20 protein-coding genes and 1 riboswitch are annotated in these 20,936 nt (G+C 41.8%); of the genes, 13 read left to right on the plus strand and 7 right to left on the minus strand.

Annotated features, from left to right (window positions below; translation table 11 throughout):
- Positions 1 to 175: 175 nt before the first annotated feature.
- Entirely contained in the window at positions 176 to 1,990 is a 1,815-nt protein-coding gene (locus tag V7201_RS03350) for a transglycosylase domain-containing protein (RefSeq protein ID WP_335375373.1), read from the minus strand.
- A gap of 317 nt (positions 1,991 to 2,307) precedes the next feature.
- Here V7201_RS03350 and kapD point away from each other — a divergent pair, with 317 nt between their 5' ends.
- Positions 2,308 to 2,928 carry a 3'-5' exonuclease KapD gene (kapD, locus tag V7201_RS03355; protein WP_335375374.1) on the plus strand — a complete coding sequence of 207 codons (621 nt, stop codon included), beginning with the start codon at positions 2,308 to 2,310 and terminating at the stop codon, positions 2,926 to 2,928.
- A gap of 69 nt (positions 2,929 to 2,997) precedes the next feature.
- Here the strand turns inward: kapD and V7201_RS03360 are convergent, their stop codons facing one another.
- On the minus strand, positions 2,998 to 3,378 hold the full coding sequence (locus V7201_RS03360; protein WP_335375375.1) for a kinase-associated lipoprotein B: 381 nt from the start codon (positions 3,376 to 3,378) through the stop codon (positions 2,998 to 3,000).
- 166 nt (positions 3,379 to 3,544) lie between these two features.
- Here V7201_RS03360 and V7201_RS03365 point away from each other — a divergent pair, with 166 nt between their 5' ends.
- The 3 genes from V7201_RS03365 (at position 3,545) to V7201_RS03375 (ending at position 5,238) form a co-directional block, all read left to right on the plus strand.
- The gene (locus tag V7201_RS03365) at positions 3,545 to 4,282 is read left to right on the plus strand and encodes a peptidylprolyl isomerase (protein WP_335375376.1); all 738 of its coding nucleotides are present in this window, start codon (positions 3,545 to 3,547) and stop codon (positions 4,280 to 4,282) included.
- 80 nt (positions 4,283 to 4,362) lie between these two features.
- On the plus strand, positions 4,363 to 4,575 hold the full coding sequence (locus V7201_RS03370) for a hypothetical protein (protein WP_335375377.1): 213 nt from the start codon (positions 4,363 to 4,365) through the stop codon (positions 4,573 to 4,575).
- A 213-nt stretch (positions 4,576 to 4,788) separates the two neighbouring features.
- Positions 4,789 to 5,238 (plus strand): hypothetical protein, encoded by a 450-nt coding sequence (locus V7201_RS03375; protein ID WP_335375378.1) that lies wholly within the window; start codon positions 4,789 to 4,791, stop codon positions 5,236 to 5,238.
- Between the two features lie 72 nt (positions 5,239 to 5,310).
- On the opposite strand, the gene V7201_RS03380 is transcribed toward V7201_RS03375, so the two are convergent.
- Positions 5,311 to 6,480: a MalY/PatB family protein gene (locus V7201_RS03380; protein WP_335375379.1), complete on the minus strand. Its 1,170-nt coding sequence runs from the start codon at positions 6,478 to 6,480 to the stop codon at positions 5,311 to 5,313.
- A gap of 81 nt (positions 6,481 to 6,561) precedes the next feature.
- Here V7201_RS03380 and V7201_RS03385 point away from each other — a divergent pair, with 81 nt between their 5' ends.
- Positions 6,562 to 6,822 carry a DUF1871 family protein gene (locus tag V7201_RS03385; protein ID WP_335375380.1) on the plus strand — a complete coding sequence of 87 codons (261 nt, stop codon included), beginning with the start codon at positions 6,562 to 6,564 and terminating at the stop codon, positions 6,820 to 6,822.
- Positions 6,823 to 6,841: 19 nt separating this feature from the next.
- Here the strand turns inward: V7201_RS03385 and V7201_RS03390 are convergent, their stop codons facing one another.
- From V7201_RS03390 to V7201_RS03400, 3 genes are all read right to left on the minus strand, one after another.
- Positions 6,842 to 7,705, minus strand: coding sequence for an alpha/beta fold hydrolase (locus tag V7201_RS03390; protein WP_335375381.1), 864 nt, complete (start codon positions 7,703 to 7,705; stop codon positions 6,842 to 6,844).
- A gap of 296 nt (positions 7,706 to 8,001) precedes the next feature.
- A complete protein-coding gene (locus V7201_RS03395; RefSeq protein ID WP_335375382.1) occupies positions 8,002 to 8,250 on the minus strand; it encodes a helix-turn-helix domain-containing protein in 249 nt (82 codons plus the stop codon).
- Between the two features lie 460 nt (positions 8,251 to 8,710).
- Positions 8,711 to 10,054, minus strand: coding sequence for a sodium-dependent transporter (locus V7201_RS03400; RefSeq protein ID WP_335375383.1), 1,344 nt, complete (start codon positions 10,052 to 10,054; stop codon positions 8,711 to 8,713).
- Positions 10,055 to 10,315: 261 nt separating this feature from the next.
- Here V7201_RS03400 and V7201_RS03405 point away from each other — a divergent pair, with 261 nt between their 5' ends.
- The 4 genes from V7201_RS03405 to V7201_RS03420 all read left to right on the plus strand — a co-directional run bounded on the left by V7201_RS03405 (position 10,316) and on the right by V7201_RS03420 (position 14,715).
- Complete coding sequence (locus V7201_RS03405; RefSeq protein ID WP_335375384.1) at positions 10,316 to 10,873, plus strand: RNA polymerase sigma factor; 558 nt, start codon at positions 10,316 to 10,318, stop codon at positions 10,871 to 10,873.
- Positions 10,866 to 12,566, plus strand: coding sequence for a hypothetical protein (locus V7201_RS03410; protein WP_335375385.1), 1,701 nt, complete (start codon positions 10,866 to 10,868; stop codon positions 12,564 to 12,566). Before V7201_RS03405 ends, V7201_RS03410 begins: the two co-directional genes overlap by 8 nt.
- Positions 12,567 to 12,695: 129 nt before the next feature.
- Entirely contained in the window at positions 12,696 to 13,091 is a 396-nt protein-coding gene (yugI, locus tag V7201_RS03415; RefSeq protein ID WP_207502143.1) for a S1 domain-containing post-transcriptional regulator GSP13, read from the plus strand.
- A 427-nt stretch (positions 13,092 to 13,518) separates the two neighbouring features.
- The gene (locus V7201_RS03420; protein ID WP_335375386.1) at positions 13,519 to 14,715 is read left to right on the plus strand and encodes an ornithine--oxo-acid transaminase; all 1,197 of its coding nucleotides are present in this window, start codon (positions 13,519 to 13,521) and stop codon (positions 14,713 to 14,715) included.
- 154 nt (positions 14,716 to 14,869) lie between these two features.
- On the opposite strand, the gene V7201_RS03425 is transcribed toward V7201_RS03420, so the two are convergent.
- Positions 14,870 to 15,103: a DUF378 domain-containing protein gene (locus tag V7201_RS03425; protein ID WP_335375387.1), complete on the minus strand. Its 234-nt coding sequence runs from the start codon at positions 15,101 to 15,103 to the stop codon at positions 14,870 to 14,872.
- A 201-nt stretch (positions 15,104 to 15,304) separates the two neighbouring features.
- Between V7201_RS03425 and V7201_RS03430 the strand changes: the two genes are divergently transcribed.
- The 4 genes from V7201_RS03430 to V7201_RS03445 all read left to right on the plus strand — a co-directional run bounded on the left by V7201_RS03430 (position 15,305) and on the right by V7201_RS03445 (position 20,720).
- Positions 15,305 to 16,468, plus strand: a complete 1,164-nt coding sequence (locus V7201_RS03430) for an iron-containing alcohol dehydrogenase (RefSeq protein WP_335375388.1) — start codon at positions 15,305 to 15,307, stop codon at positions 16,466 to 16,468.
- Between the two features lie 247 nt (positions 16,469 to 16,715).
- Positions 16,716 to 16,808: riboswitch (cyclic di-GMP riboswitch) on the plus strand.
- Positions 16,809 to 16,963: 155 nt separating this feature from the next.
- Entirely contained in the window at positions 16,964 to 18,454 is a 1,491-nt protein-coding gene (locus V7201_RS03435) for an LPXTG cell wall anchor domain-containing protein (protein WP_335375389.1), read from the plus strand.
- 59 nt (positions 18,455 to 18,513) lie between these two features.
- Positions 18,514 to 19,176: a class D sortase gene (locus V7201_RS03440; protein WP_335375390.1), complete on the plus strand. Its 663-nt coding sequence runs from the start codon at positions 18,514 to 18,516 to the stop codon at positions 19,174 to 19,176.
- Between the two features lie 194 nt (positions 19,177 to 19,370).
- Complete coding sequence (locus V7201_RS03445) at positions 19,371 to 20,720, plus strand: glucose-6-phosphate isomerase (RefSeq protein WP_335375391.1); 1,350 nt, start codon at positions 19,371 to 19,373, stop codon at positions 20,718 to 20,720.
- Positions 20,721 to 20,936 lie beyond the last annotated feature (216 nt).

The following is a 20,936-nucleotide window of genomic DNA, read 5'->3' on the forward strand; positions in this document are numbered from 1 at the left end:
CGGAGGAGTCTTCGCGCCTTCCACTACAATCAACAGGGTTTAAAAATCAACATTCAGCTTTAACAGAGCCTATTTATTTAATGGGTTGATGTCCAAACAGTAAAGCCCATAATCCTCCGGAAAACGAGTGCCTTAAACTGAAATCAACCATATAAAAAGACACACCCCGGTCTAATCATTTCATTATATCCCGCCAGATCAGCAGCTGTGGTGATTTGTCATGAATGGATTCCATGCTTTGCGGCGTGTCTTTGCCAACCCATACTCCTGCAGTCAGCTGTCCCTTGAAGCCGATGAACCATAAATCCTTGAAATCATTGGTCGTTCCTGTTTTGCCTCCCGCCGTCTGACCGGTAAACGCCACTTTCCTTGCTGTTCCTGATGTAACAGTTTTTTTCATCAACTCGTTTACAGTCTCAGCTGTTTTCGCGCTCCAAACCTTCACCTGCAGATGATTCCATTTATAAAGAAGCTGGCCATTGAGGTCAGTCACCTTCGCAATCGCTCTCGGCTTGATAAATAGTCCTTCATTGCTGAAAACAGTATAGGCCTCGGTCATTTCTAACGGACTCATGCCAGTTGTGAAGCCGCCGACTGCAGAAGCCGGCACTTGATCCCGGGATGTCACTTTTTCAAAATGAAACGGTGTTAAATCACTAAAAGCCTCATTCACACCAACCTGCTGAAGCAGCCTGACAGCGGGTGTGTTATAGGAATGGGTAAATGCCTGTTCCAGGGTCACCTTTCCATATTTCGCTCCCCCGTAATTTCTCGGGCAATATCCTTTGATACAAATGGCTTCAGCATCCACTTTCTCCGTTATACTGGCGCCTGTCCGTTCAAAGTAGGGAGCATACACGAGCAAAGGTTTAATGGAAGAGCCAGGCTGGCGAAAAGCCTGGTAGGCCCGGTTGAAGTCACCGGTACGATAGTTCTTGCCACCTGCTAAAGCCACTATGAGGTTCGATTCATGATTCACAACTGCAGCAGCGCCTTCAATTCCTTTGTAGGGTAAGTGCTCTGCCACTGATCTCTTTGTCCTCAGCTGCAGTTCTGGATCAAGACCTGTGTGGATGGTGATTCCTGAACTTAACAATTCATCGACTCTCGCATCTAATTCTTGTTCAGTTCCTAATTTTTCATGTTCAGATACCAATTCCCTTAATTCACTTAAAACAAATGAAGTGTAGTCAGGATATGCATTTTTCCTTGGTCTTATTGTTAAAACAATCTTCTCAGTTTTAAGTTTTTCTGCTTCGTCAAAATGAAGTTGACCACTCTGGACTAGCTGATCTAACAGAAGCTCCTGCCGTTTCTTTGTCCGATCAAAGTGATTTAAAGGATCATAAAAGGAAGGATTATTAGGGATAGCGGCTAGAAACGCTTGTTCAGCCTTACTAAGGTCTGCCGGCTTCTTTTTAAAATAAAAATCCGCAGCTGCCTGGATTCCGTAAGCGTTATTCTGAAAATAGATCGCGTTTAGATACTGCTCAAGGATTTCCGTTTTTGAAAATGTTTTTTCGAGCTGGTAAGCATATAGAACTTCACTGAGTTTACGGTTATAGGATTGATAATGGTTCAGGTACTGATTTCTGGCCAGCTGCTGAGTAATCGTGCTTGCACCCTGCTCGATTCCATCTGAGTGAATGTTGATTGCAAGCGCACGGCCTATTGCAGTCAGGTCAAATCCAGGATGCTTGTAGAAATTTTGATCCTCGGAAACGATAAATAAATCTCTTATGAAACCTGGAATTTCATTGGATGACACATATCTTCTGTTCATCGGATGGTTAAGTTCTGTTACGACATCACCATTGCTGGCAAGAATCAAGCTTGTCTGCGAAAGCTTTGTCTGGGTCAAGTTGACTTGCTTATCAAGAATCTCGTTGAAGCTTTCCGCTTTTCCGGCTTCGTTAAACGTTAACGTAACGACTGTGATGAACGCGGGTATTAAAAGCATAGTCAGTAAATAGCCTGTTAGGATGCGCACGTTAATTCCTTTCTTTTGCTGTGTAAGAATCCTGTTAAATTAATTTGCATATAACGCACGCTTTATATCGGATTAAATTTAGCATAATTAAGACTTGAACGGAGCGTAACAAAAAAATCCAAAGCAAGTAATCTTTTATCAGAAATGATTATTCTCTAATAAAAACCACGAAAACTCCAATATTTAAATTAGACAATATAAAAATGCAGAAAAATTAAAAAATTTATTCTGATTCGTGATATAATAGAAAAAATAATCGACAGAAAAGCATATACTGGTTACATACAACTACTGGCTTTTCAGAAAGTTGGGGAAGCATGAGCGAAAATGAAAGGACATTATTTATCGATTTTGAATTTACGATGCCTGACCGGAACAGCAGGAGGCGGGGCTTTTACCAGGAAATTATTGAGGCTGGTGCCGTTCTGGTTGAGAACAGCAAGGTGGTTGAACAGTTCTCCTCATATGTAAGGCCAAACCGTTTTCCAAATTTAACTGAGAGATGCAGGTCATTTCTGAACATTTCCCAGGAACAGGTTAATTCAGGAATCTCGTTTCATGATTTGGCGGAGAAATTAAGGTGTATGGGTGGAAGCAAAAACTGCCAGGTTGTCACCTGGGGCAATATGGACATGAAGGTATTGCAGCATAATTGCCTGCAGGCATCCGTCTCATTTCCGCTCCCGGGCAAGCAAATTGATCTTTCGATGGAATATAAACGTTTCTTTGGTGACCAGAATCAGACTGGACTTTGGAAGGCTGTACAGGAATATGGCAGGGAAGGCACTGGAAAGCACCACCGTGCGCTCGATGATGCTTTGACAACCTATCATATTTACAAGCTGGTAGAGAAAGACAAACAGTATCTGCGCAGGCCTGAGCCCACTACAATTGGGGACATGGTCGATTTTTCAAAGCTGTTGAACAAGTTTGCATAAAAAAGCCAGATTGGAGAAAACAATCTGGCTTTTGGCGTTCTTACGATGGGTATATTACTCGGCAGACTCTTATTTAAAGTAATCCTTCTCAAGCGATTCCAAATTTCGAAGGCTTTGCTGTGCCCATGGAGAATTGTCATCCTCAAGGTCTGATCGCAATTTACTTGCTGCTTCTTTCAGTGAATCAAGATAGTCAGGAATCTCACCTTCGAACGGCTTTACCATTTTTTCAGGAATATTTGCCTGTTCCCGGTAGGATAGTGCCTTTCTTTCATGAAAAAAGCCCACTTCAGCATCCTTTGGATTATGAAGGTCGCCCTGCATTGGATGTTTAGCTACTGCCAAAATACGGACAAGATAGTGCTGGGGACGGCGCTCTGTAACCTCTCCTATGTACTTGCCAGTTTTATAAATGGCGGTCACCTTCTCGCCAATTTTCAGTTCGGACATGATTTTCTCCTTTCGAAAAATAGATTATGTGACGAATGTCCTGCACACCTGTCATTCACTTGCCAGGACGTAATGCCTTTTCTTTTATTATGCAAGATTTAGAGCAAAAAACAAAGTGCAAAACCTTTTGCAATCCTTTAAAGTGTTTATAGGAGGGATACATACGATGACTAAAAAAATATTAGCGGTACTAATAGCAATCATGTTTGTTCTTGCTGGCTGCGGTACTGCAGGCGAGAAGCAAGAAGCAGAGAAAGCGAAGGAAGAAACGCAAGATAATGGTGGACAAGCTGATCAGCAGAAAGTGGATGAAAATATTGTTTATCCACAGACGATTAAGGAAGTCCAGGAAAATGAAAGACTTGTTGAAATGGTTACCAATATGGGTACCATTCAAATCAAGCTTTTCCCGAAACAGGCGCCAAAAACGGTGGAGAATTTCATCAAGCACAGCGAAGAAGGCTACTATGAGGGAGTTACATTCCACCGGGTTATCGATGGTTTCATGATTCAGGGCGGTGACCCGGATGGAACAGGCATGGGCGGTGAAAGTATTTACGGCGGACCGTTCGAGGATGAGTTTTCAAGAGAACTTTTCAATATCCGCGGAGCCTTATCGATGGCGAATGCAGGACCTAATACGAATGGAAGCCAATTTTTCATCGTCCAGAATAAAGAGTTGGATCCTAGCCTGTCAGAACAAATGAAACAAGCAGGTTATCCTGAAAAAGTAATCAAGGCCTATGAAAATGGCGGCACTCCGCATCTGGATGGCAAGCATACAGTCTTCGGGCAGGTTGTCGAGGGAATGGATGTTGTCGATAAAATTGCCGCTACCCCAGTTGGAGCGCAAGACAAGCCTGAAAAAGATGTCGTCATTGAAAAAATCAATGTACTGAAATAGCATCTGGCCAGGTTGGATGAAATGCAAAACCTTGCTATAATGTGTGGGTACGTGTTTCCGAGTAAGAAAGGAAGATGAGAATGAATCACTGGTTTGTCATCTCATTATTTTTATATTTTCCAGAGGATAAGACTGAATATATTCCCGCAGCTATTACCTCATTCGTTTTCCTGATTGGAGCGATCCTGACAATGAGGTTTATCATTAAGGTTTCCAAAAAGGAAGCACAGAAAGCTAAAGAATATGAGCAGACAGTCATGAAGCAAATGGAAGAACATAAGAAGAACAGCTGATTATCCTCAGCTGTTCTTTTTTCATAACAATATCCCTGTAACGCGTTAAATGGGTGGGGGTCAGACCCCCAGTGCAGTGACGCGTTAAACTGAAACCATAAAATTCTATCTGGGTGGTTTAACTTGTGGGAATCGGGGTAAAAGTCATGTTTTCATTATTTCAGGAAAGGTTTATAATACAATTTATATCTTAAAAATGAGTAGGGGTATAAATTGAAGGACTTACAGATAAAGAGTGTTGTCGATCAAATTCTTATCCAGTCGGGTAGCAGTGTTAAGGTTGAACTTGAATCATATTTTCCAGGAGAACGGTTTGCGGGCGGGAAATATAATTTCGCGAGCCACACCATCACTTTATATATTGAAGAAATCAAGGACCAGTGCCTGCAAATCTTTTCATCATTAGATTCATTCGAGGATTACCTCGCTGTTGTTTTTGCCCATGAAATCGGCCATGCAGAGGACAGTCAGCTAGCTGATTTAATTGAGCAGATGGACGCTTGTACTAATGATTACACGAGAACTGGGATTGCCTTGAATATCGAAAATAATGCATGGGACTATGCAAGGATGCTGACTCCGCAAAAACTTCACCCATTCATGGACACAATCATTCATTATTCACTTCAGCCATATTATGAAGCACTTGAAATGAGTGCCTAAAAGCATAAAGAAGGAGCCAGGACCTAGAGGTCTGGCTCCTTCTTTATTTCTGGTGAATACTGAAAGGTTGGCTTAGCTGAACGCAGTTTTCAAACGGTCGAGACCTTCAAGTAAGGTTTCGCGCGGGCAAGCCAGGTTCATCCTGACAAAACCTTCTCCGCCTTCTCCGTATTTCGTTCCTGGCTCAAGTGCAAGTTTCCCTTTGTACAGAAGTTTTTCTTTCAGTTCTTCATCACTTAATCCAAGCTCCCTGCAGTCAATCCAAAGCAGGTAGGTAGCATCTGCCTGCATAGGTTTAAGTGCTGGAAGGTTTTCTTTCATAAACTCAGTGGCAATCTTCATATTTTCGTGCAAATAGTCCAGCAGATGTTCCAGCCATTCCTCTCCACAGCGATAGGCGGCTTCCATTCCGGCAATGGCAAACGCATTCAAGGTAAAGAACCCTTGCTGCTGCTGAATTTCCTTGAATTTGTTCTTTAGTTCCTTATTCTGGATAATAACAGCCGAAGCTTGAAGTCCCGCCAAGTTAAACGTTTTGCTCGGGGCGACAAATGTAGCTGTAATATCCATGAACTCTTCTTTTAGCGAAGCGATTGGTGTATGGACATTCGGTTTGAAAACAAGATCGGAGTGTATTTCATCCGAAACGATCAGGCAATCATGCTTTACGCATAAGTCACCGAGTTTTTCGAGCTCAAGCCTTGTCCAGACCCTGCCGCCAGGATTATGAGGGTTGCACAGGATGAATAATTTAACTCCCTCTTTCAACTTTTCTTCAAAGTCCTCAAAATCTACTTCAAATCGGTTATTTTCATAAATTAAGTTTGACGTGATAAGGGTCCTGTCATTATTTTTCACCATATTGAAAAAAGGTGTATAAACAGGAGAGTGCACCAAGACCTTGTCGCCTTTCTCCGTGAAAGCACGGATCGCAGTACTGATGGAAGGCACCACGCCCTCGCTATATAAAACGGATGATGTTTCAATCTCCCAGCCATGGCGATTTTTCAGCCAAAGCTGAAGGGCTTCAGTAACCGAAATTGGTACAAAAGTATATCCGAAAACCCCATGATCGATCCTTTCTTTAAGAGCGTCACAAACAGCTTTTGGAGGCTGGAAGTCCATATCAGCGACCCACATTGGAAGCACATCTGCCGTCCCAAATACATTTTCAGTCGAATCCCATTTCACAGAACTAGACTTGCTGCGATCAATCACTTTATCAAAATCAAACTTATCCATATGTACACCGCCATTTCCTGAAAATTTATAACTCACTATCTTTATGATAAAATATTTATAAAAAAATATCAGGTGATTGAATTGGAATCTAAAGAACTTAGCTATAAATTAATTGATGTTTTGAATAAATGGGATCCTATTGACGTTGGGGAAGGGGAATTTGATCCGGAAATTGCCGATATCCTCCAGGCAGTTCATGATTTTGATGATGCTGATAAAATTGCAAAGAGAATTCAGTCTGTATTCGAATTTTCGTTTGAAAACCTATTGCCATACAAGGAATGCCGTTTAATCGCTAACACTTTGCTTTCAATTAAAAATGAGGATGTTTGCTCATTATAAACTTAGGAAACGGCAGCCATCAACGGCTGCCGTTTGCTGTTGCTTCGACTCTTTCCTCTGCGCCAATAAATTGATTGATCAGCTTATGGACATCCTCCGGCCGTTCTTCCGGCACGAGATGGCCCGTTTCCTTTAAAATCACCAGTTTAGAATTCTTTAAATCCTTCTTTAATTTTCTTCCGACACTGACAGGGACAACCTTATCGTGCTCACCCCAGATCATCAGGCAAGGTGCATCGATTCTTTTTAGCTCCTCAGAAGTCAAGTCACCCTCCCGATGCCTGATCATCATCGTCAATGCTTTAAAAATGTCATCCTCTAAAAAAGGGGATAAGTAGCCGTAGAGCATTTCATCATTAATCATGGAATGGTCATACACTACATTTTTCAGGTTTTGTTTCACACCAGACTTCGCGAGATGGAATTTCACATAAAGGTGGAAATAAGGGATATAGCTTGTCAGGACAAGAGGAAGCTTCGCTCTCTTCAAATAGCCTGAACTGCAAAGCAATATTCCCTTTTTGGCATACTCTGGATAGTGCAAAAGAATATTTAAAGCAATTTGCCCGCCCATCGAATGGCCGACTACATTAAATCCGCTGATTCCAAGAGACTTCATTAATTCAACAACAGTTGCAGCAATGTTATGGTACGAATATTTATAACTGGGAACTTTGCCGCTCTTCCCGAATGGCGGGAGGTCAACAGAAATGACATTATAATCCTCTTTAAGCAGCGGTATCAAATGCCGGAAGCTGAAAGTAGAGGAAAGAAAACCATGCAGCAGCACGAGTGTTTCATCGGATGCCGGGTGTACATAATGTTCGTAATACAAATCGATTCCGTTAATCGTTTTATTCCTGGCAAACGTAACATCTTCCATTGTGGCTTTCACTCCTGACATTATTTGCGAAATATGTAAGGTATGCCATTTATTTTCCCCGTGAATTGAAAGTTCACACACATAATGTGAAAAAAAGCGGAAACAAAAAAAGATGGACATCCAAATATGGAAGTCCATTCAAAAAAGGGGGGAATACTAGAAAGCCTTATACAATAAGGATAACCAGTTTGCCAGAATGATATACATGTTATTTCTAAAACTTTATATAAAGAAATAAGGAGCAGAAAATTTCTGCCCCTTAAACCTAAGTGTTCATTCAAGTTAATTGCCGGTATTTATAAACTGCTTGTTGTTGGGTCAGCTTCTGTTGGAGCAGTAACGTAGATTTGCTGCCCCATCAACTCGGAAGCCGGCACATCCAGGACAGTCGAGATTTTTAATATCGTCTGCAAATTCGGTGTTTGCTCGCCGCTCTCATAGCGCTCAATTGTTTGTGTGCCAACTCGTGATTTCAATGCAAGCTCTTCCAGGCACATTCCTTTTCGCATTCGGCAATTTTTGATATTCTGGCCAATCGCATTCATCGATCCTCACCTCCAGAAAATATCTCTTATTATAAGTTTATCAGAAAAAGGGTGGATGTTTCGTCTACAATGTGAACGTTTTCTTAACTTTAGGCTCTATTGAATGGTGTCTAAAGTTTGGCACTGTTAGACAAGGCTGTTGATTTTCGTACCAGGCGCTTCGCTTTTCGCGGAAGAATTATGAAAAAGCCCAACTGCCAGCTTTTTCATAAGCAAATTCTTCTAGGGGCTGGCGCTGAGTCTCCTCGTCGCTCCTGCGGGGTTTCACCTGTCCAGCTGAGCCAGCAGGACACTGAATTACTTCCTCGAATCCGCCCACGCACGATGGAAATGCGTTAGCATTTTCGGAGGAGTCTTCGCGCCTTTCACTACAATCAACAGGGTTTAAGAATCAAAATTCAGCTTTAACAGAGCCAAAAGATTAATAAAGATCAACCATTAAGGTTAGGTGAGCCTACCTTTACAATATGCCTATAGATTGTAAAAAGACAATGCCAATGCCAACAGGAACGATGTAGCGGATTGCGATATACCAAATGTTAAATAACAACGGATTTTTCCCAGCACCTGTCTCAAGCTCCTGCCTAACCAATTTTCGAGGGAGTATATAACCTGCAAAAATGGCAATGAAAAAAGCGCCAAGCGGGAGAGCAATATTGCTCGTGATAAAATCAGCGAGATCAAAGAATGTCTTCCCGAAAAATTTCACGTCGGATAATATGCCAAAGGAAAGGGCATTTGGTATTCCAGCAGCAAATACCAGCATCCCTGCGATCCAGGCAAATTTCTTCCTCTTCTCGACATTCCCTTTCGAAAGAACTGCAACGATGATTTCCAAAATGGAAAAGGCAGATGTCAATGTAGCAAACAAAAGCAGAATTAAAAAGATCGTTAAGAATAATCCTCCAAAGGCAAGCTGCTCAAATACTGCGGGCAAGACAACAAATACTAGTCCAGGACCTGCTTCCGGTTCAAATCCGAGTGCAAATACTGCTGGGAAAATGACCAGTCCAGCGAGCAGTGAGATGAAAATGTTCAAGCCAACGACAGAGAACGCTGATTTTGTGAGGCTTTCACCTCTAGATAAATACGAAGCGTAGGTGACCATCACAGAAAGGCCGACACTTAAGGCGAAAAAGGACTGGCCTAGTGCCAGCAGCACGGTTTCAGCAGTGACTGCAGACCAATCAGGTTTCAAAAAGAACTCAACGCCCTCCATTGCTCCTTCAAGAGTGAGTGAACGAATCACCAGGACTATGAAAATGATAAATAGAGCGGGCATCATGTATTTGCTTGCCTTTTCAATCCCCTGTTGAACACCGCCTTGGACAACCCAGATGGTAAGCAGTATGAAAAGGAATTGCACGGCCACTGCCTCAACAGGATTAGCAATGATTCTTTCGAAGGTGTTTCCATACTCAGCCTGAGTCAGGCCGGATAATGATCCAGTCAAGCTTCGTCCAAGGTAAGAAAGGATCCATCCCCCAACAACACTGTAGAATGAAAGGATGATGAAGGATGCGATGACACCGCCGTAGCCAAGCAGCGGCCATGCGCTTTTGGGGGCTAGATGTTTATAAGACATAACCGCGTCTTTCTGGGTGTTCCGGCCAATGATGAATTCGGCCAATAAAATTGGTGCTCCGATCAAAATCGTCATGAGCAGGAAAAGGACAAGAAAGATGCCGCCCCCGTTCGTACCCGCCATATATGGAAACTTCCAGATTGCCCCGAGACCTATTGCCGACCCAGCAGCCGCAAGGATAAAACCAAGTTTAGAGGTCCATTGTTCATGCTTGTCCATATAAAAACTCCTTTTAAAAATATCCAAAAAAAGCAAATTATTTTTTTCTGACAAAACAGAAAATTATTTATCCATGTTACTATTTATTCAGTTAAAAGCATAGTATTTTCAGATTTTAACCCATTAATGTAACTTTTTACTATTTTTTGAAACATAAACGGAAATCCGGCGTTTTATAGATAAAGTTGTTTCGATAAGATTTTTTCTTGTGAGACAGTTAATTTTTTGATGAAAAAAGAGAAATCAGTTTGGGGGATCCAAATGAATGAAGAGGAATTAGTGTTTCGGGCCCGGAACGGAAACATGCAGGCTTTTGCGGAACTGATCGATGTTTATACTCCCGCTGTCAAGCGCTTTGCCTTCCAGCTTGGAAACAATTATGACGACATTGATGATATCACACAGGAAGTGTTTGTCAGGGTTTTTCGCTTCCTGGATCAATTTTCACAGGCGAAGTTCACGACCTGGCTTTATAAAATTACCTTAAATGTAACCAGGGATTTTGCCCGCAATAAACAAAGGCAGATTAAAAAGGTGCTGAAAATCGGTAAGGAGAGGACCTTCAATGGGAAAACCGCTGAAGAAAGCATCCTCCGTTTTGAGGAAGACAGAACCTTGCACGAATGCATCCAAAAACTTGATGAGAAATATCGGATCCCGATTGTCCTATTTTATTTTCACGATAAAAGCTATGACGATATCGCGGAAATTACAGGCATATCGCTTGCGAATGTAAAAACGCGTCTTTTAAGGGGCAAGGAACATTTAAAAAAGCTGCTCGCGCTAGCTGAGAAGAGAGAGGGTGAAAACCATGGATGATCAATTGTTGGAGAAGCGTCTCGATAGCTTGAGAAAAGCATATCATGACATGCCTGAAGAGGAGAGTCGTTCGGAAATCCTTGCGGCCATTAAAAAGGATCAAAAGAGAAAGAATCAGAATAAGTGGTTCCACCTGCCATATGCAGCAAGTTTTATTGGCGTAGGAATGATTGCCGGAGTTTTAATGATGCAGTATATCGATTATGGCGGGATTTCTACTTCGGAAAAACCAGGGGTTCACCAGACGTCGGGCGACAGTACCGAAAAGAAAGGTGAATTAACAGAGGCAGAAGTAAAAGAAAAAATAACAGCTCTGCAAGCTTATTACACGGAAAGTCAAACCAACACAAAAGAAAAATTAGGTTTTGGAGCCGGATATGAGCCAATCTTTTATCAAAATATCCTTGAGGATATTGCCCAATTTGAATCTGAGGTACTAGAAAAACCAAAAGCGTATGATCGAAGAGAATTTGAAAGGAAATTGAAGGACTTTAAAAGTGCGATTGGTGAAGCGTTCACCATGCCATCAGAAATCATGGAAAGGCTGTCTCAAGGAGCCGGAAATCATCAAAAGGACAAGAATGATGAATACAACCTGCTCGTACAACTGGATTCTTACTGGGGGGCTTATTTGCAATCTTTAGACCTGTACGATGGGGAAATCGATAAAGCATTGGAAAAGGCGAGTATGTCTGATGTTGTTGGAAAATTGAATGCTGGCGGTGAAGGAATTGCCACTCCTCGTTTAAAAAAGCTAGCTGAAGGTGCTGTTCAAAATGGCTATGCTTTTAGGGGAGATAATGGGAAGATCATGATCTATATCGATTATCTAAGCGCTGCTGAAAAGCTAAAGACCGAAGGCAATCCTGATTTTGTGTCTTATCTGGAACTATTAAGCCACCAAGTGCAGGATTCGCAAGGCAATGTACTATCATATAAGAATTTGGGGCAGCTCTTGGTGGATCATGAGAAAGGGATTAAAATTGTTCAGGATCCAATGATTGAACAATGGATGAAAAATGATGTTCAATCCCTTTATGCCCTGTTTGTTAAAGGGAACCCTGCAAAACCTATTTTCTCTGACAATAAGGTTTTAAAGGAAGAAGTAAAGAGCGCTTATCGTTTTGTAATAAATACCTATCCAAACACCGATACAGGAGCGGCCGTCAAAATTTTCTATGATCAGCTTGAAAAAAATAATTTCAAACAGGATCCGGAGTTTTCGATGCGGGCAGTAATCTTCCCCAAATATATGAACATAAAGACTCCTGATCAATCTGAAATCATGATAACTCAAAGCATCCTGCCATTAACAGCAGAAATGGAGTCTGCCTATGAGGAGTTTTCAGCCAAAAAAGATGTGAATATCCTCAGAAATTATAGTGCGTTTCAGGTGATGCAGCTCTATTTTTATGCGGATGAAATAAAGGATTATGGTACAAAGTATGCTTTATATATTCAAAATGACGCCTTGCCTTCTGAAGAACAATATATCAGTGAACAACAGGCTGCGGGAATGAAGCTTAGCACGATGCTTGAAGAGTATGACCATGCTTCGCTCTATTATTCAGAAGAGAATCCAGATTTGATTACTGGGATCCAATTACATTTCAAGGAACGTGCAGATGCACCAGTCTTCCAAATGGTCCTTGAGGATGGAATCTGGAAAGTCAGATATATGCCTCTTCAATAGTCTGAAATAAAATTTGGAAACGCCTAAATAAGAATTATCCTATTCCTTTTGATTAAAACTACATTATATGATATAATTTTTAATTGCGTATTAATGGGATAAAATACAACAAAATTTAGGAGTGTTTCGATGTCAGAGAAAATTGAAGTAGGCAGTGTTTTAACAGGAAAAGTTACAGGAATCCAGCCATATGGCGCTTTCGTTGCATTAGATGAAAATACACAAGGTCTAGTGCACATTTCAGAAATCACACACGGTTATGTTAAGGATATCAACGAGCACCTTACAGTTGGCGACGAAGTGAAAGTGAAAGTATTGTCAATTGATGAAGCTGCTGGAAAAATTGGATTATCTATCCGTGCAACTGAAGAAGCTCCTGAGCAAGTTCAACGTGCACCAAAGAAGCCACGCGCTAAGCGTCCAGCTGCTGTTGTTCAATACCAGGATGATTCAGCACAAGGCTTCAACACTTTGAAGGATAAGCTTCAAGAGTGGATCGACCAGTCAGACATGGCTAAGAAGTAATAGCTTTTGAAAAAACCGGACAATTGAGTCCGGTTTTTTTTATGGCGTTAGATTCGTTATAGAAATTAAAATACATGATGGGAACAATGGAGGGTGAGAAACCGTCGAGCAGGATGTTCCAATAAAGGTCATTGGAACAATGGAGGGAGAGAAATCGGGGGATCGGATGTTCCAATAAGGGTCATCGGAACAATGGAGGGAGAGCAATCGAGGGACCGGATGCTCCAATAAAGGTCATTGGAACAATGGAAGGTGAGAAACAATGGCATCAATGATCTAATAAGGGTCAAATTACGATGAATCCGGGCTTGTTATAAGAAAAACCCGACAATTCCGTTTTTTCTTTCTTTATGGGGTTACCTAGCATGATTCTACAGGTTACAATATGATTGTCTAACCAATTTTTCATTGGAACGGAGGAAGATTCATGACTACAACAAAAACACACTCTCTGATTGAACAGACAGAAAAGTATGGCGCCAATAACTATCATCCGCTGCCAATCGTTATTTCTAAGGCAGAGGGTGTTTGGGTAGAGGATCCTGAAGGCAATAAATATATGGACATGCTAAGTGCTTACTCTGCAGTGAATCAGGGACATCGCCATCCAAAAATCATCCAGGCTCTTAAAGATCAGGCTGATCGAGTGACGCTAACGTCAAGAGCTTTCCATAATGACCAGCTTGGACCTTGGTATGAAAAAATCTGCAAAATGACAAATAAAGAAATGGCGCTGCCTATGAATACAGGAGCAGAGGCTGTTGAAACAGCAATTAAAGCTGCCCGCCGCTGGTCTTACGATGTGAAAGATGTAGCTGAAGACCAGGCTGAAATCATCGCTTGTATCGGTAATTTCCATGGCCGGACAATGACAGCGGTTTCGTTGTCTTCTGAAGCTGAATATAAGCGGGGCTTTGGGCCAATGCTGCCAGGAATTAAATTGATTCCCTATGGAGATCTTGAAGCATTGAAGGCGGCGATCACTCCTAACACTGCTGCATTCTTAATCGAACCAATCCAGGGAGAGGCTGGGATTGTCATCCCGCCAGAAGGCTTCATGAGTGCTGCATTTGATTTGTGTAAGGAAAACAATGTGCTGTTTATTGCGGATGAAATCCAGGCAGGACTTGCTAGATCAGGAAAAATGTTTGCGTGTGAGTGGGAAGGCATCGAGCCTGATATGTATATATTAGGAAAAGCCTTGGGAGGCGGAGTATTCCCGATTTCCTGCGTAGTGGCTGACAGTGATGTACTAGGTGTTTTCAACCCAGGCTCACATGGATCTACATTTGGAGGCAATCCAATGGCTTGCGCTGTATCGCTTGCATCACTTGACGTATTGATTGACGAAAAGCTGGCTGAACGGTCACTTGAACTTGGTGAATATTTCATCAGCAAGCTTCGCGAAATCGATAACCCTATGATAAAAGACATCCGCGGCCGCGGACTTTTCATCGGAGTAGAATTAACCGAGCCTGCGCGTAAATACTGTGAGGATTTGAAAGAGGAAGGCTTGCTATGCAAAGAAACACATGATACTGTCATTCGCTTCGCGCCGCCCCTTGTGATCAGCCAGGAAGACTTGGACTGGGCAATTGAGCGTATCAAGAAGGTTTTATCGTAAAAAACACATATTAAAACCCGTCCAATATCCGGACGGGTTTTTTTCTTGGCTAATAGGAAAGCATAAATGGAATTTATCCTTTCCTAACGCATAAGGGCAACTACACCTCTGTCTTCGCCTTAAGGGCTCGCCAATCGGTGAGTATACTATAAAATTATCTTGTGGCCCTTGGTTCTGCTGCTCTTTCTTCTTCTTCGCTTGGAGCGAAAAGAAGTCCAAGATTGATTAAACCTGCAAGTCCTACTAAGCCATATACGATTCTGGCCAATGCTGCGTCCTGACCTCCGAAGATTGCTGCAACAAGATCAAATTGGAAGAATCCGACTAAGCCCCAGTTAATAGCACCAATAATCGTTAGGACCAATGCAATTCTTTGAATACCACTCATGGATGTTTCCTCCTTAAAAATATGGATTCGTATTTAGGTTGATTCAGCAGTAACAATATTATTCATCTCTGCCAGTTAATCATTACCCGTGTGAAAAAAAACTGTAACTTTTTATAGCACATTGGAGAACATTAAGAAGTGCAATTCTTTTGCATTGCTTTTAAAAAAAGAACATAATGGGCGATAAGGAAGGTGATTCAAATGGATAATTTCACATTTTATAATCCAACTAAATTAATTTTTGGCAAAGGCCAACTTGAGGAATTGAAGAATGAAGTGCCTCAATATGGCAAAAAAGTTCTTCTTGTATATGGCGGCGGAAGCATAAAGAGAAATGGACTTTATGATTCGGTCCTAAAACTTTTAAAAGAAATTGACGCAGAGGTATTTGAGCTTTCCGGCGTTGAGCCTAATCCACGTATATCAACTGTCCGTAAGGGCGTTCAAATCTGCAAGGAAGAAGGAATTGAATTCCTGCTTGCGGTAGGCGGCGGAAGTGTTATTGACTGTACTAAAGCAATCGCTGCCGGTGCCAAATATGATGGCGATGCATGGGACCTTGTGACAAAGAAGGCGTTCGCATCCGAAGCACTTCCATTCGGTACAGTGTTGACTCTTGCTGCAACAGGCTCTGAAATGAATGCAGGTTCGGTTATCACGAATTGGGAAACGAATGAAAAATACGGCTGGGGCAGCCCAGTGACGTTCCCAAGGTTCTCCATTCTGGATCCTGTGAATACATTTACAGTACCCAAAGACCAAACTATCTACGGAATCGTCGATATGATGTCTCATGTGTTCGAACATTATTTCCACTTGACTGAGAACACTGAGTTCCAGGATCGCATGTGTGAATCCTTGCTGCTGACTGTAATGGAAACAGCGCCAAAGCTTCTGGCAGATCTTGAAAACTATGAGCATCGCGCAACTATTTTATATGCAGGCACAATGGCACTAAATGGTATGCTATCAATGGGTTACCGCGGAGACTGGGCTACACATAACATCGAACATGCCGTTTCAGCGGTTTATGACATTCCGCATGGAGGAGGACTTGCGATCCTGTTCCCGAATTGGATGAAACACAATCTAAGGGTAAAACCAGAACGCTTCAAGAAAATGGCTGTCAGGGTATTCAACGTGGATCCTGAAGGCAAGACAGACGAAGAGGCTGGGCTTGAAGGAATCGAAAAGCTGCGTGAATTCTGGTCAAGTATCGGAGCACCATCCCGACTTGCAGATTATGAGATCGATGACAGCAAGATCGAAGTTATGGCAGATAAAGCAATGGTAAATGGAGAATTTGGCAATTTCACAAAATTGACCCACGAAGATGTGGTTGAAATTTATCGCAAATCTTTGTAAAAGTTAAAAGGACCCGGAAAACCGGGTCCTTTTTTATTTGCCTAGGAAAATACTCATATCGAAGCATCTTTAAAAGCACTTTAAACACTTAAATCCTCCCTGTTCTCGGTTGAAAAATGAAACATAAGAAAAAATTACCAATAATATTTATAGGTCTAAATGTTTAATGAGCTGGTTAACTGTGGTAATTCTCTAAATGTAAGACAATGGAGCTGAAGGGATATTTTACATAAACAATCTTCACCGCCCATGCTAATAGCAAACCAGTTGAAAAGCTGGGACGCAAAGCCAGGAGTCTAAGGCCGCCATATTAGGCAGCTATGATCGTCCAGCCGCCATGGATTAAGAAATTCGTCCTGGTGGCTTTTTTTGTCAAAAAAATCGCAGAATTTTATCGAAAGAGAGGCGAAATTTCTAATTTAATAACTGAATATTCAATCTATTTTTTTGATGCATTTATTAATAAGAAATAATTATGAAAAGGGGATAAAACAGTTGAAAGCTATAAAACATGTTTCCATTTTATTATCATTGATGCTTTTGTTATTCATCAGCCTGCCTGTAACAGGGGCATTTGCAGCTGGCAGCACTGAAAGTCAGGCTGTAAAAAACGGCAAACAATCATCCCAGGTTGATTCCCAAAATAAGAGCAATCAAGCTCAAAAAAAAGCGGAAAAACCAAAGGCTAAAAATGAAAATGCAGCAAACTCGAATACTAATACTGAAGGAAGTTCAGCTGTGAAAAAAGAAGCTGCACAGGTTCAGCAAGCTAATCATAAAGAAACAGCTGAAACGAAGGATGAAAATGATAAAACTGTTGAAATGGCAACAAATGAGAAAGATACAAAAACGAAAGTGGAAACGGTATCGGAAAAATTGGTCAATACAAATAAAAGTACGCAAATCCACTTGCATCTGAAGGATTGTGTAAACCCAACTGTAAGTGTTTTTGTTGAACTTAAAGGCGAATGGAAGGAAATGACCAATCCAGGAAGCTCACCACTCTTCAAATTGCTGGATGGCGGAGAATTTGTTAAAGATGATGTAACGGCCTTTAAGCTTGTTTTTGAAGGTGGAGAAGAGTTAGTTGTTCCAGTTAGTGAAACTAAAGTGGGTGTCGAGGCAGAAGGGACAATCAACTATTGGCTAGAAAATTGTGACCTGCACGATCATGGAGAGACAGCACCTGATAAAGAGGCAAATAAAAGCACTCAAATTCATCTGCATGTAAAGGACTGTATAAGCCCAGCAGCAACAGTATTTGTAGAGCTTAAAGGCGAGTGGAAGGAAATGACCCATCCAGGTAAATCACCACTCTTCAAATTGCTGGATTCAGGAGAATTTGTAAAGGAAGACATCACTGCGTTCAAAATTGTTTTTACCAGCGGCGGTGAGCTCGTTGTGCCTGTAAGCGACCTTAAGATAGGAGTCGAGGCAGAAGGAACGATCAACTACTGGATGGAAAAATGTGATTTGCCTCTGAAAAACACATTCAAGACATTAAGCTTAATGATGGATGACAGCAAGGGCAAAATCGACAGTGCTGCAGTAATAATGATGAATGGGAAACGTATTGAGTTTAAGCTTGTGAATCATGTTTGGACAATCCATTTAACAGAAGAAGCGAAAATGGATATGCTGAAAGGAATCGAATTAACGAGCAATGGGCAAACAAAGGTCATCCCCTTAACCCAATTATCTGATGAAATGGTTCACCTGGAAGATCAGGTTCTAACTCTTAACGTAAATTGGAACATGCAGGGAGAGATCGTCGGTGAAGAAATAAATGAAGGCGCATCGCCAGTTCCTGTGAAGAACTCCGGCTCAGGAAATACACCTGGAGGATCGACAGGTTCACAAGGCTGGGTTGGCGGAGATGTTCTTCCGCAAACGGGTGAAAACAGCCGGATGCCTTACTATATCCTTGGCTTCTTGATTGCAGCAGGAGGAGTTATGTTAAGGGTCAAGAATCCATTGAAGAATTAATTGTGAAAAAAACTTGAGAGAGGAAGAAATTCCTCTCTTTATTTATATCTGAGGTGAAAATGGTGAAAAAGGTATTTTCGATATTTTTAATCCTGACCGGGTTTTCAATCTTCTTTTATCCTGCGATGAAAGATTTATATACTTCCTACAGCCAGAAACAAATGATGGACAAGTGGGAAAATAACTCCCTTAATGAAAATGAAGCAGCAGAGAGTCTTGGCAGCCTGGAAGAGGTGTTCAGCATCGAAACGAAGGCGGAAACAGTTGAATCAGCCAATCCTATTATGAATCAGGAAGAGAAAAAAAACGAAGAAAAACAAAAAGTGAATCCTGGAATGGTTGGTGTCATCGAAATCGATAAAATTAATCTAAGGCTTCCGGTATTGAACGGGGCTTCCATGGCTAACATGGCTATTGGAGCCGGTCTGCTGGAAGGAACGGCACTACCGGGAAAAGCCGGTAATACCGCGATTGCCGCCCATCGCAACAGAGCTTATGGCAAAATGTTCAACCGTCTGGATGAAATCGCCACAGGGGATTTAGTGACGGTAAAGGACAAGGACCAAGCCTATCAATATGAGGTTTACGAAACATTAGTCGTCGAACCGAATGATGTATCCGTGCTTATGGGCAGCGATGATGAAAAAACACTGACTCTTATTACCTGCACGCCAATTGATACAGCTACGCACAGGCTGATTATCAAGGCGAAAATGCCTTAATAAAGTGTCCGGGTCAATTCCCGGACTAATGTTTTTTAGGGTTTTAAAATCAATAAACAAGGAGAAAATACCGAAGTCATGAAGTTTTAATAAATATTTCACAATTGGTCACGCTTACACTTTAGTGTGATTCTTGATTCTTGGTGGAGCTTTCGTTAAAGTGGTAGAGAATACAATTAAATGGAGGATCAGACATGACACATGTTCGTTTTGATTACTCAAAGGCGCTAAGCTTTTTTGGTGAACACGAAGTTACATATTTAAGGGATTTTGTAAAAGTAGCCCATCATTCATTGCACGAAAAAACGGGTGCGGGCAGCGACTTTTTAGGCTGGATCGACCTGCCTGTGAACTATGATAAAGAAGAATTCTCACGCATCCAGAAATCTGCTGAAAAAATCAAAAGCGATTCTGATGTATTGCTTGTTGTAGGGATCGGCGGCTCTTACCTAGGTGCGCGTGCAGCACTTGAATTTTTGCAGCACAGTTTTTATAACGCTCTTCCAAAAGAAAAAAGAAAGACTCCGCAAATCATCTTTATTGGCAATAACATTAGCTCCAGCTATATGACTGATGTTATGGATCTTTTAGAAGGAAAAGACTTCTCGATCAATGTTATCTCCAAATCTGGAACAACAACCGAGCCTGCAATTGCCTTCCGTATCTTCCGCAAGCTTCTTGAAGAGAAGTACGGTGTGGAAGAAGCTCGCAAACGCATCTACGCGACAACAGACAAAGCACGCGGGGCATTGAAAACTCTTGCTGACGAAGAAGGCTATGAATCATTCGTGATTGCTGATGATGTCGGTGGACGTTACTCTGTATTGACAGCAGTAGGCATGCTGCCAATCGCTGTCAGCGGTTCAGACATTGAAGCGATGATGAAGGGTGCAGCACAGGCGATGGAAGACTTCAGCAAGTCTGAACTTGAAGAAAATGCTGCTTACCAATACGCTGCAGTTCGAAACGCACTATACAATAAAGGCAAAACAATTGAAATGCTGATCAACTATGAGCCATCACTTCAGTACTTCTCTGAATGGTGGAAGCAGCTGTTCGGTGAAAGTGAAGGGAAGGACCAGAAGGGAATTTATCCTTCTTCAGCAAACTTCTCTACCGATCTTCATTCTCTTGGACAGTACGTGCAGGAAGGCCGACGCGACTTGTTTGAAACCATCATCAAGGTCGAGAAGCCTCGCCATGAAATGGTGATTGAAGAAGCGGAAAGCGATCTTGACGGCTTGAACTACCTTGCTGGCAAAACAGTTGATTTCGTAAACAACAAGGCATTTGAAGGGACAATGCTAGCTCATACAGACGGCGGCGTTCCTAACCTTGTCCTTACGATTCCACAGCTGGATGAGTATACATTTGGCTACCTGGTTTATTTCTTTGAAAAAGCATGCGCAATGAGCGGCTACCTTCTTGGAGTAAACCCATTCGACCAGCCAGGTGTTGAAGCATACAAAGTAAATATGTTCGCATTGCTTGGCAAACCAGGCTTCGAGGAGAAGAAAGCAGAACTCGAAAAGCGACTTAAATAATGATGAAAAAGGAGTACCTCGTTTTGAGGTACTCCTTTTTCATGGCAGTTTATGTTTAATATTTTGAACGAAGCAATTAAAGCAAATCCGCAAATATCCTCCCCAAGCTGGAAGAGATCACGCTTTTCCCCAGCTGTTCCTTTTCAAAAATCCCATAATGAAATACTTCATTTTGGTTAAACTAACCTTAAAATGCACAGAAAGGCGGAACATCCT

Source organism: Bacillus sp. JJ1122, assembly GCF_036964885.1.
Classification (GTDB): Bacteria; Bacillota; Bacilli; order Bacillales; family Cytobacillaceae; genus Mesobacillus.

What these genes read in the sequence shown, in the direction of transcription:
- kapD (WP_335375374.1), top strand. Translation starts at nt 2,308, where the DNA reads ATGAGCGAAAATGAAAGGACATTATTTATCGATTTTGAATTTACGATG.
- V7201_RS03360 (WP_335375375.1), bottom strand. Translation starts at nt 3,378, where the DNA reads ATGTCCGAACTGAAAATTGGCGAGAAGGTGACCGCCATTTATAAAACT.
- V7201_RS03365 (WP_335375376.1), top strand. Translation starts at nt 3,545, where the DNA reads ATGACTAAAAAAATATTAGCGGTACTAATAGCAATCATGTTTGTTCTT.
- V7201_RS03370 (WP_335375377.1), top strand. Translation starts at nt 4,363, where the DNA reads ATGAATCACTGGTTTGTCATCTCATTATTTTTATATTTTCCAGAGGAT.
- V7201_RS03380 (WP_335375379.1), bottom strand. Translation starts at nt 6,480, where the DNA reads ATGGATAAGTTTGATTTTGATAAAGTGATTGATCGCAGCAAGTCTAGT.
- V7201_RS03390 (WP_335375381.1), bottom strand. Translation starts at nt 7,705, where the DNA reads ATGGAAGATGTTACGTTTGCCAGGAATAAAACGATTAACGGAATCGAT.
- V7201_RS03395 (WP_335375382.1), bottom strand. Translation starts at nt 8,250, where the DNA reads ATGAATGCGATTGGCCAGAATATCAAAAATTGCCGAATGCGAAAAGGA.
- V7201_RS03400 (WP_335375383.1), bottom strand. Translation starts at nt 10,054, where the DNA reads ATGGACAAGCATGAACAATGGACCTCTAAACTTGGTTTTATCCTTGCG.
- V7201_RS03405 (WP_335375384.1), top strand. Translation starts at nt 10,316, where the DNA reads ATGAATGAAGAGGAATTAGTGTTTCGGGCCCGGAACGGAAACATGCAG.
- V7201_RS03410 (WP_335375385.1), top strand. Translation starts at nt 10,866, where the DNA reads ATGGATGATCAATTGTTGGAGAAGCGTCTCGATAGCTTGAGAAAAGCA.
- yugI (WP_207502143.1), top strand. Translation starts at nt 12,696, where the DNA reads ATGTCAGAGAAAATTGAAGTAGGCAGTGTTTTAACAGGAAAAGTTACA.
- V7201_RS03420 (WP_335375386.1), top strand. Translation starts at nt 13,519, where the DNA reads ATGACTACAACAAAAACACACTCTCTGATTGAACAGACAGAAAAGTAT.
- V7201_RS03425 (WP_335375387.1), bottom strand. Translation starts at nt 15,103, where the DNA reads ATGAGTGGTATTCAAAGAATTGCATTGGTCCTAACGATTATTGGTGCT.
- V7201_RS03430 (WP_335375388.1), top strand. Translation starts at nt 15,305, where the DNA reads ATGGATAATTTCACATTTTATAATCCAACTAAATTAATTTTTGGCAAA.
- V7201_RS03440 (WP_335375390.1), top strand. Translation starts at nt 18,514, where the DNA reads ATGGTGAAAAAGGTATTTTCGATATTTTTAATCCTGACCGGGTTTTCA.
- V7201_RS03445 (WP_335375391.1), top strand. Translation starts at nt 19,371, where the DNA reads ATGACACATGTTCGTTTTGATTACTCAAAGGCGCTAAGCTTTTTTGGT.